Origin of the sequence: Micromonospora sp. NPDC023633 (genome assembly GCF_040640035.1) — a bacterium.
Classification (GTDB): Bacteria; Actinomycetota; Actinomycetes; order Mycobacteriales; family Micromonosporaceae; genus Micromonospora.
Map to the genome: position 1 here is coordinate 68,874 of NZ_JBFABB010000020.1, position 9,030 is coordinate 77,903.

10 protein-coding genes are annotated in these 9,030 nt (G+C 72.7%); all 10 read right to left on the reverse strand.

Annotated features, from left to right (window positions below; translation table 11 throughout):
* Positions 1-73: 73 nt before the first annotated feature.
* The gene (locus AB0G13_RS09110; RefSeq protein ID WP_357871142.1) at positions 74-826 is read right to left on the reverse strand and encodes a M23 family metallopeptidase; all 753 of its coding nucleotides are present in this window, start codon (positions 824-826) and stop codon (positions 74-76) included.
* 36 nt (positions 827-862) lie between these two features.
* Positions 863-2,104, reverse strand: a complete 1,242-nt coding sequence (locus AB0G13_RS09115; protein WP_357871144.1) for a styrene monooxygenase/indole monooxygenase family protein — start codon at positions 2,102-2,104, stop codon at positions 863-865.
* A gap of 22 nt (positions 2,105-2,126) precedes the next feature.
* Positions 2,127-2,717 carry an ATP/GTP-binding protein gene (locus AB0G13_RS09120; protein ID WP_357871147.1) on the reverse strand — a complete coding sequence of 197 codons (591 nt, stop codon included), beginning with the start codon at positions 2,715-2,717 and terminating at the stop codon, positions 2,127-2,129.
* The gene (locus AB0G13_RS09125) at positions 2,710-3,054 is read right to left on the reverse strand and encodes a DUF742 domain-containing protein (protein WP_357871150.1); all 345 of its coding nucleotides are present in this window, start codon (positions 3,052-3,054) and stop codon (positions 2,710-2,712) included. The genes AB0G13_RS09120 and AB0G13_RS09125 overlap by 8 nt, the downstream gene beginning before the upstream one ends.
* A 23-nt stretch (positions 3,055-3,077) precedes the next feature.
* The gene (locus tag AB0G13_RS09130) at positions 3,078-3,539 is read right to left on the reverse strand and encodes a roadblock/LC7 domain-containing protein (RefSeq protein WP_357871153.1); all 462 of its coding nucleotides are present in this window, start codon (positions 3,537-3,539) and stop codon (positions 3,078-3,080) included.
* Positions 3,536-4,786, reverse strand: coding sequence for an ATP-binding protein (locus tag AB0G13_RS09135; RefSeq protein WP_357871156.1), 1,251 nt, complete (start codon positions 4,784-4,786; stop codon positions 3,536-3,538). The genes AB0G13_RS09130 and AB0G13_RS09135 overlap by 4 nt, the downstream gene beginning before the upstream one ends.
* 345 nt (positions 4,787-5,131) lie before the next feature.
* Positions 5,132-6,709, reverse strand: a complete 1,578-nt coding sequence (locus tag AB0G13_RS09140; protein WP_357871159.1) for a hypothetical protein — start codon at positions 6,707-6,709, stop codon at positions 5,132-5,134.
* Positions 6,709-7,008 carry a YciI family protein gene (locus AB0G13_RS09145; RefSeq protein ID WP_357871161.1) on the reverse strand — a complete coding sequence of 100 codons (300 nt, stop codon included), beginning with the start codon at positions 7,006-7,008 and terminating at the stop codon, positions 6,709-6,711. The genes AB0G13_RS09140 and AB0G13_RS09145 overlap by 1 nt, the downstream gene beginning before the upstream one ends.
* Positions 7,005-8,327 (reverse strand): hypothetical protein, encoded by a 1,323-nt coding sequence (locus AB0G13_RS09150; protein WP_357871164.1) that lies wholly within the window; start codon positions 8,325-8,327, stop codon positions 7,005-7,007. The genes AB0G13_RS09145 and AB0G13_RS09150 overlap by 4 nt, the downstream gene beginning before the upstream one ends.
* Before the next feature lie 40 nt (positions 8,328-8,367).
* A partial coding sequence (locus AB0G13_RS09155) for an SDR family oxidoreductase (RefSeq protein WP_357871167.1) occupies positions 8,368-9,030 on the reverse strand: 663 nt, incomplete at its 5' end.

The following is a 9,030-nucleotide window of genomic DNA, read 5'->3' on the forward strand; positions in this document are numbered from 1 at the left end:
GTCGCCCCGCCCCCGCGGTCCGGGCGCCCCCCCCCCCCCGGGGGGGGGGCGGCCCGCCCTTCCGGACCGGCGCTCAGGACGGGGCCTTGACCTGGCCGTCGTAGGCGATGCTGCGCCAAAGGTCGAACTGGCGGTCGTTGCCGACCAGGGGGTTGCCGGCCAGCGCGACGGCGGCGTGCACCTCCTCGTCGTTGCGCAGCTGCCGGAAGTAGCCGGGGCCGACCAGGGCGATGCCGCGCCCGGGTGACTGGATCAGCTTCATGTCGTCCTTCCAGAGGTCGAGCGGCGGGTTCGGGTTGACGTAGGTCAGCGGGTTGATCCGTCGGCCCGCGGGATCGATCATGTGCCAGTGCAGGTGGGGCCCGGTCGAAGAGCCGGAGCCGGGGGCGCCGGCCGCGCCGCCGGACCTGCCGACGACGGCCCCCGACGGCACCGACGTTCCGTTCGCCAGCAGGAACTGGGACAGGTGCATGTACTGGCTGCGGTACCCGTCGGAGTGGTGGATGGTCACGGTGTGACCACCCGTGCCGTTGTTCGGGATGTTCGAGATCGTCCCCGCGCCACACGCGGGGAGGTCCGTGCCGACCGGCATGGCGAAGTCGATGCCGCCGGCGGAGCCGCGGGCGAGGTGCTCCTGCCATCCGTCCGTGATCGGGTAGCCGCTGAACGGGTTGTAGATCACCGGCGCGGCCAGCGCCGCCGCCGGCTGGAGCAGGGCGTCGAGCGCCACGCCCCCCGCCATCGCCGCCGTGCCCCGCAGCAGGTCCCTGCGGCCCACGGCCGGCGACCCGTCGTCGCGGCGCGCCTGAGGCTCGGTCGTCGCCATGCCTGTCGTCCCTCCTGGCTCCGAGAGGTGCTCGGCTCAGCTGGTGGCGAGGAGCGCCAGGTAGCGGTCCGCGGCGTCGGGCGTCATGAACCAGTCCTGGAAGTCGTTCGGGTCGGAGAATCCGTTGGCGAAGCGACGGGCGATCGTCGGATTGGTGGAGGCCGCGCCCAGGATCTGCTGCACGTGCGGCGGCAGCGGCTGGAGCATCGCGTTGGTCCAGGCGGTGACCGCCTGCCCGGCGCCCGCCCAGAACCGTTCGAAGGTCTGGGTCATCCACTGCCCGTCGAAGGGCCGGTCACCCCGTTCCAGGATGGATCCGAGGTACGAGGAGGCGCACTTCGCCGCGGTGTTGCTGCCCTGGCCGGTGATGGGATCGTTGGCGACCACGACGTCCGCCATGCCCAGCACGAGGCCACCCGAGGGCAGCTCCGCCACCGGGCGGCGCACGGTCGGGGTGTACCGGCCCGACAGGGTGGCCCGCCCGTCCGTCAGCTCGACGTCGGCGCACCGCTCGTGGATCCAGGGCGTGTACTGCCGCACCAGCTCGAGGGTCAGCTTGAGATGCTCGGCCGGATCGAGCCGCTCCTTCCACAGGTCGAGCGGCCCGTCGGGCACCGCCTCCCAGAAGAGGATCTCGCATGGCCCGGACAGGGTCAGCCCCGGAATGACGAACAGCTCCCCCAGCCCCGGCACCGCGTTGAAGCTGACGTGCGGCACCGGCCACAGCGGGTCCGGCGTCATGCCGTGCACGTAGGCGACGGCGAGCCCTCGCTGGGGCGCGGTGTACACCGATCGTTGCGGGTCCCGGTCGAAGACGCCCACCAGGTCGCCCTTGCCGGCCGCGACGATGGTCAGGTCGTAGCGGCCGAGCCGGGTCAGCCCGTCCAGGTCCGCGGTCGTCACGCCCTGGTAGTGGACGGTGCCGCCGCGCTGCTCGAACAGCTCCAGCCAGGCAGCCATCTTCAGCCGCTGGTCGGTGCTCTGCGCGTGGCGGTCCAAGGGGCAGGGGATGCGCAGCGCGCGTTGGCCGGGCGGGGCCGACAGGGACACGTGCAGCCCTTCGATGCGCGGCGCCTGCTCCTGCCACAGGTTCAGCCCGTACTGGCGTTCGGTGTCCAGGGCGGCCGCGAACATGGCCTGTGTGCTCATCACCCAGCCACGCCGGATCTCATCAGGCGTACGGGCCGACATGATGGTCACGTCGTACCCTTCGGCGAGCAGGCTCAGGCCGAGCTGCAGCCCGGACTGGCCGGCTCCCACGATAAGAACTCTGCGCATGTGATGCCTCCAGGTATGTGAGCTACCGGACCGCCAGCGCGCCCGGGACCGGGCCGGTGGTGCGCGTCATGGTGTGTTCGACGACCGCCAACAGCGCCCCGGCGACCGACGACGGTTCGCGCGCGTCGCAGGTGATCAGCGGGATCTCGGCGGAGAGCGTGAGGGCCTCGCGGACGTCCTCCAGATGGTGCGCCAGCGCCCCGTCGAACAGGTTGACGCAGACCACGAACGGCACGTCGCTGTCCTGCTCGAAGTAGTTCACCGCCGGGAACGACGCCTCCAGGTTCCGCGTGTCGGCCAGGACCAGCGCGCCGACCGCCCCCCGGCAGAGGTCGTCCCACATCGGCCAGAACCGTGGCTGGCCGGGCGTGCCGAAAAGGTAGAGCACCAGGTCCGGGCCGATCGTCAGCCGCCCGAAGTCCATTGCCACGGTGGTGGTCGTCTTGTCGATCCCCGGGTCCAGTCGGTCCACCGTCTCGCTCGCCGCCGTCATCCACGCCTCGGTGTTGATCGGGGGGATCTCCGAGATGGACTGGACGCAGGTCGTCTTGCCGACCCCGAACCCGCCGGCGATGACGATCTTCGCGGAGGTCACCAGGGGGCTGTCAGGCAAGCTGGCGAAGGCCATCGCGCAGTCTCTCCAGGAGGCGGTCGTCGAACGGGGAGGTGTAGGGGTCGGCGTGGATCCGCAGCCGGTCGGTGGCGGCGAGGTCGTCGATGACCACGCGGGTCACGCCCAACGACGTGCCGCACACCGCCGAGAGTTCGGCGACGGACCGCATGTTCCTGGCCTGCTCGTAGAGCGTGCGCGCCTCCGGCAGCAGACCGGAGGCGAAGACGGCGTCGTAGTACGGCACCGACACCAGGGTGTGCACCAGCAGGGGCTGCCGGGTGCGGGTGCGCCCGCCGGTCAAGACGTAGGGCCGCACCTTCCAGTACGTGGTGGGCACGTTCGCTCCCTTGGCTGCGGACACTAGCGGGGTGGCTGGCTGGCGGTGAGGCGGTGCAGCTCGTTGCGGAACTGCGGGGTGAGCACGTGCCCGACGGCCCCCACGAACTGCGCCATGTGGTAGGAGACGACCCGCAGGTCGCAGCCCGCGGCGGCGGCCACGGTCAGCCCCGCCGACTCGCCGACCCGCATGAACATCAGATGCCCGCGCGGCAGCCGGACCGTCAGGTACTCCGACGCGCCGAGGTCGAGCAGGTCGGCGCTGCGGTCGGCCATGCTGAGCAGTCCCGCGGTCAACGCGGCGAGCTGGTCACCCAGGTCCCGGGAGATCCCGCGGGAGGCCGCGAGCTGCAGACCGTCGAGGGACACGATCAGCGCGTGGGTGACGCCGGGCACCTCGTCGGCGAACTGGCTCACCAGCCACGCGAAGTCCTGATGGCCTGGATGGCCGGCCTGCGGCCCGCCGCCGCTGTTCGGGTAGGTCATGGCAGATGTCCTCGGGGTTGCGTGCTCGTGGGTGCCTGCGCGTCGGCGATTCCGGCCGCGAAGGCCGCCGTCTCGTCCGGCCAGCTGTCGCGGTCCGACGGGGACGCCCGTCGCGGTGGCGCTTCGGGCCCCGGCGGCCGGCTTCCGCCGCCGAGCTGCCCGTCCGCGCGCACACTCGCGCGTACACGCCGGGGAAGGCCGCCGCCGCTGGCGGCCGGCTGCCGTGCGGCAGGGCCACGGCTGTCGCCGGTCGGCTGGCCGTGCACGAGCGTCAGGCGCGACGTGGGCGGCTGCGCACCGCGGCCGGCCGGTGCCTGCGCCGCTGTCGGACGGGTGCCGTCCTGCGCCGGCGGCCGATCGGTCGTCGACCCCGGACGCTGCGCTTCGAAGGGTGGGGAGGCGGCCGGTCCCGGTCGGGCCGCGGGCGTCATCTCGCACAGCAGCTCCCCGGGAACCAGCACGGTCGCGGTGGTGCCGCCGGAGGGCCGGTTGGTGAGGGTGACCCGCAGGTGGTGGGCGCGGGCGAGGTACGAGACGACGACGAGGCCCAGGTGCGCCGCGGGGTTGGCCGCGGCCGGCGCGGACGCGTTGCCGGCGAGCATGGCGTTGAGCGCCCCGAGCTGGTCGGGCTTGACGCCGACGCCGGCGTCCTCGATGCGGAGCAGCACGCCGCCGGCCTCCGTGACGTACGCGGAGACGATCACCGAGGAGGTGGGCGGTGAGAAGCGGGTCGCGTTGTCCAGCAGTTCGGTGAGCACCCGGATCACGTCGTCGGCGGCGAACGCCACGATCCCGAGGCTCACCACGTGCCCGACCCGGATCCGGGGGTAGTGCTCGACTGCCGAGCTCGCGGCCCGGACCACGTCGACCAGCGCGACCTTCTGTGGGTCGGCGTCCTCGACGCGTCGGCCCAACAGGACCTGCAGGTTCTCCGCGTGGCGGCGGATGCGGGTGTTCGCGTGGTCGATGCGGTAGAGCCTCTCGAGCCGCTCCGGATCCTGCTCGTCGGCCTCCACGGCCTCGAGGTGGCTGCCCATCTGGTACGCCGAGGCGAGGATGCGCAGCGCGAACTGCTCGCAGATCGCCGGCCACAGGTTCTCCACCTGCTCCGGTGTGGACGACGGCCGCCGTGGTGGCGGCGCCTCCTCCCGGGCGAGCGCCCACTGCGCGACCGTCGGGTCCAGCCAGCGAGCCATCCGCTGCCGCCAGGTCACCCGGGGAGGGCTGCCGGGATGTGGTGTTGTCATTACGTCGTGTTTCACGAACTTCCCGACCTATCGGTATTCACGCGTTCTGACACGATGCAGCAGTCAACCATCGTCTTCGACCGATCGCAACGTCTGCGAGGGAAGTCGGGGAGGTTTTCACATTCGCGGAAACGGGGCCACCCCGCCGCCCCGCCGACGCTCATCGGTCCACTGTCTAGAGCGGCGGCGCGGCCACCAACGTCACAGCGGGGCAGCCTGGCGTACCGGCCCGCGCCGGTTCCGTGCCGTCGGCGGTGCCCCGACCACCCGCGCCGGAGCCTGCCCGCCGCAGGGCACGCCTCCCCGCCCGGCCGAGCCGGTTGCCGCCGACGGGGCGTGGCGGGGTCAGCCGGCGGAGTGGGCGTGGCGGGTGGCCCTCTCGGCCAGCCACAGCCACCGGCGCTGCACGTCGCCACTGGTGGCGGCGACCATCGCCAGGGCGTCCTCGCGGACCGCGCCGAGGGCGCGCGCCGTCGCCGAGTGGTCGTCCAGCACGGCCGCCCCGTCGCGGAACGCCTCGGCCTCGGCCGCGCCGCCGAAGCGGGGAGCGACCTCGTCGCGCCAGAAGTCCGCCCAGGCCAGGTCGGGGTTCCAGGTGAAGCGGGCGTACGCCAGGTAGCTGATCTCGTTGGTCGGGTGGTAGGCCGACGCCTCGGCGAAGACGGTCAGCCCGCGCATCCCGGCGCCGCCGGCCCGGATGCCCATGTCGGCGTACATGTCGGGCACCCAGGAGTGCCGCTGCCGGTTCCACTGGGAGCCGGCGTGGGTGCGCAGCACGTTGGTGGTGTGTGGGAGCTGGTCGACGTGCGCCGCGGTGAGCCGGTGCCGGTTCTCGTACCAGAAGCCCCGGTTGACGCAGTACTGGTAGGCCACGTCGTCGGGCAGCTCGGCCAGCGGCTGCTGCGCGTCGAGGTCGAAGATGTTGTCCCAGTAGACCTCGACCAGGTGCCGCAGCGGCACCCCCGCCGGGCCCTTGCGGCGGGCGGTCTCCAGGAGGGTGGGGTAGACCGACCGCATCGCCTCGTAGGACCAGGAGGTGCGCTCGCCGCCCGTACGGGCCGCGCAGCGGTGGCAGGCGCAGCTGCCGTAGTCGCCGGTCTCGAAGTTGATGCCCCCGACGGGCAGGGTGTCCAGCAGCCAGTCGACGGCGTCCCGGTGCCAGGCGAGGTTGTCCGGCTGCGAGGGACAGGCGGCCATCATGTACTCGCTGGCCGGGAAGTGCAGGTCACCGAATTCGTCGATGTCGAAGCCGACCTTCTTCGGCAGCTCGGCGGCCAGGTCGGGTCGCTGGCGCAGCCAGGTGGCGAGGTTGTAGCGGTGCCGGCCGTCGAAGTAGATGCCGCCGTAGGCGTTGACGCCGATGCCAGCGATGATGCGCACGCCCCGGGCGTTGGCGTACTCGCACAGGTCGCGGGCCGCCTCGACGCCGCCGTGGGCGTCGCGCAGCAGCCCGTAGACCACGATGCCACCGATCCGCTCGCGGCTGCAGAAGTCGACCAGCCGGCGGTAGTCGGCGCCGAACGCGTCGGCGGACTTGGCGTACGGGTTGAGCGCGCCGATCTCCTGCTGACCGAGCTGGCGCAGGTCCCAGTTGGTGGAGTGGTCCCAGGTCCACAGCGTCCGCAGCGGCATCCCGGGCGATCCGGTCCGGACGCCCGGCGGCAGACCGGCGGGCGTGGCGAGGTCGACCAGTTCCCGAGCGGCGTAGATCAGACCGGCGAAGGGGTCGCCGGTCAGCCGGATGTCGCCCTGCTCGGGCACCTCGATGCGGTAGCCGCCCTCGGGCAGGGCGGGGTCGACGTCGAGGCGGACCGGCACTCCCTCGGGGGTCTCCCCCCAGGCCTGGGCCAGCAGCCGGGCGGCGTACGGCGCGGACGCGACGCCCTCGACACGGATTCCGGTGATCTGGCGGTACTGCGACATCATGACCTTCCGTGGGGTGGCGGGACGGCGGCCAGGTAGTCGGCCACCTCGATGGCCGTCCACACCCCGTGCCGCCAGTAGGGATCCTGTTCGCAGAGGGCGCGGGCGGCGCTGGCGTCGGCGGCCCGCAGGACGAGGACGGAGGCGCCCAGGTCGGCCCGTGCCCCGGCGAGCAGGGCGGTGCCGTCGGCGAGCAGGGCCTCGACGCGGGCGAGGTGCGCCTGACGGTGGGGCTCGCGCCGGACGGCGGCGTCGGCGGCGAACGTGGCGGTGACCAGGAAGGCCGGTTCGAACCTCACACGCCACCGCCGATCTCGTCGAACAGTCGCTGCATCTCCACCCGGTAGACCGTCTGCGGCCGACCCGCGCCGGTGCTGACGTGCACGCCGATCTCCTCGGCGTAGCCCGCGGCACGCAGGGAGTTGAGCAGTCGGCGCGCCGAGCGGACCTCCACCCCGTACGCGTCGGCCAGGCCGCGCGCGGTCACCTCGTTCGGGTCCGTCTGGTGCAGCGCCTCCAGCAGCCGGCGGGTCGACAACGGCCCGAGCCGCAGTTGCTCGGAGATGCGCAGCACCCCGGAGGCGGTCTCGCGCAGCCGTTGCTTGACCGGGCTCTCGCGGCTGGAGTAGATCTCCCCGTCGGGGAAGACCACGTGGGTGTCGCCGCTGCCACGGCCGAGGGCCAGCGCCTTGCGGGCGTTGTCCTCGGCGGCGGCGATGGTGGTGCCGGCGCCGAAGCCGACGGTGTGCTCGACGTCGACGCCGCGCAGGGTCAGCAGGGTCGCGTGGCCGGAACGCTGCCGGGCGATGGCGCTTTCCACGGTGCCCCGGGTGGTGGTGATCAGCAGTGTCCGGTCGTCGATCGTGCTCAGCCTGCCCCGCATCCGCTCGGCGTGTTCCAGCAGCGCCTCGCGCAGCCGCAGCCGCTGGCGTTCCACCTGGTACGGGTCGTTCCCGCGGCCGGCCTGCTCGGCCAGCTCGATCATCATCACCGCGATCTGGGTGGCCCGGGACTGCCGGATCTCCGCGGCGAGCCAGGCCCGGCGCAGGGCGTCGCGGACCGAGGCGCGGGTGTGCTCGACACGCCAGACCGGCACCCCGCTCTCGCGCAGGTCACGGTGGACCGCGCCGAGACAGGTCAGGCACGCCTCGACGGCGCCGGAGGCGTACCGTTCGCGGTGGAAGGCGACGATCTCGTCGAGGCCGGAGAAGAGCAGGCCCGAGGAGTCGGCGATGGGCAGGATATCGGTGGGCGGGGCCAGCTCGATGTCGTGGTAGGTCTCCCGGACGATGTCGGCCTCGATGGTGTCCACGCTGACCGTGGGCAGCCGTCCGCCGTTGGCCAGCAGCATCCGCGACAGCGTCCGGTAGAGGTCGATGCCGGCGTGCGGCATGTAGTCGATCTCGGCGCGCAGGCCGCCCGCGGAGGCCGCGAAGGCGTGCGGGATGCGCCCGGTGAAGAGCAGCACCTGGCACAGTTCGTCGAGTTCGCGGGCCAGCTCGGGTGCCTGTTCGGGTCGGGTGTAGGCGCGGGTGGTGAGGTCCCCGGCGCGTCCCTCGCCGGCGGAGACCTCCTGCACGAGCCGGATCGAGTCCTCCGGTCCGATGATGCCGATCACCTTGTTGCCTCCACGTCGTCGCCGCCCTCGGGGTGGCTGCTCAGCCGGTGTGGACGGTGCCCACGACACCGTCGCTGACCGGCGATGCCAGTAGGACCAGCGTGGACGCGACGTCCTCCGGCCGACCAAGGGCGGCCTCGATCTCCGCGACCCGGTCCCCGTCCGCGCCGTTGGCCCGCGCCTCGGCCAACGACCTGCGCATCAGCGGAGTGTCGATGTCGCCTGGGCAGAGCGCGTGCACACGGATCCCGTGTGGACGGAGTTGTCGGGCCAGGGTGAGCGCCAGGCCGTGCAGCCCTCCCTTGCTCGCGCCGTAGGGTACCGAGCCCGATCCGTTCTGTACGCCCGCCTTGGACCCGACGAGCACGAGGACACCCGAGCGGCCGGCGAGGTGTCGCGCGGCGTGCTTGGCGACGAGGAACGGTCCGGTCAGGTTGACGGCGATCACCTCGGCCCAGAGCTCGGCGGTGACCTCCCGGACGTCCAGGCCCTGCCCGCGCATGACGCCCGCCACGTGCAGCACGGCGTCGATCCCGCCGAGGTCGGCGGCGACGCCGTCGAGAGCGGCGGCGACCTCGGCCTCGACGGTCACGTCGACCCGCCGGGCCCCGCCGCGCTGCCGGCCGCCCGCGCCGACTTCGAACTCGGCCGCAGCTACCGCTACCGCGACGCCGGCCCGATCGGCGTCCCGGTCACCGCGATC

What these genes read in the sequence shown, in the direction of transcription:
- AB0G13_RS09135 (WP_357871156.1), bottom strand. Translation starts at nt 4,786, where the DNA reads ATGACAACACCACATCCCGGCAGCCCTCCCCGGGTGACCTGGCGGCAG.
- AB0G13_RS09115 (WP_357871144.1), bottom strand. Translation starts at nt 2,104, where the DNA reads ATGCGCAGAGTTCTTATCGTGGGAGCCGGCCAGTCCGGGCTGCAGCTC.
- AB0G13_RS09140 (WP_357871159.1), bottom strand. Translation starts at nt 6,709, where the DNA reads ATGTCGCAGTACCGCCAGATCACCGGAATCCGTGTCGAGGGCGTCGCG.
- AB0G13_RS09130 (WP_357871153.1), bottom strand. Translation starts at nt 3,539, where the DNA reads ATGACCTACCCGAACAGCGGCGGCGGGCCGCAGGCCGGCCATCCAGGC.
- AB0G13_RS09110 (WP_357871142.1), bottom strand. Translation starts at nt 826, where the DNA reads ATGGCGACGACCGAGCCTCAGGCGCGCCGCGACGACGGGTCGCCGGCC.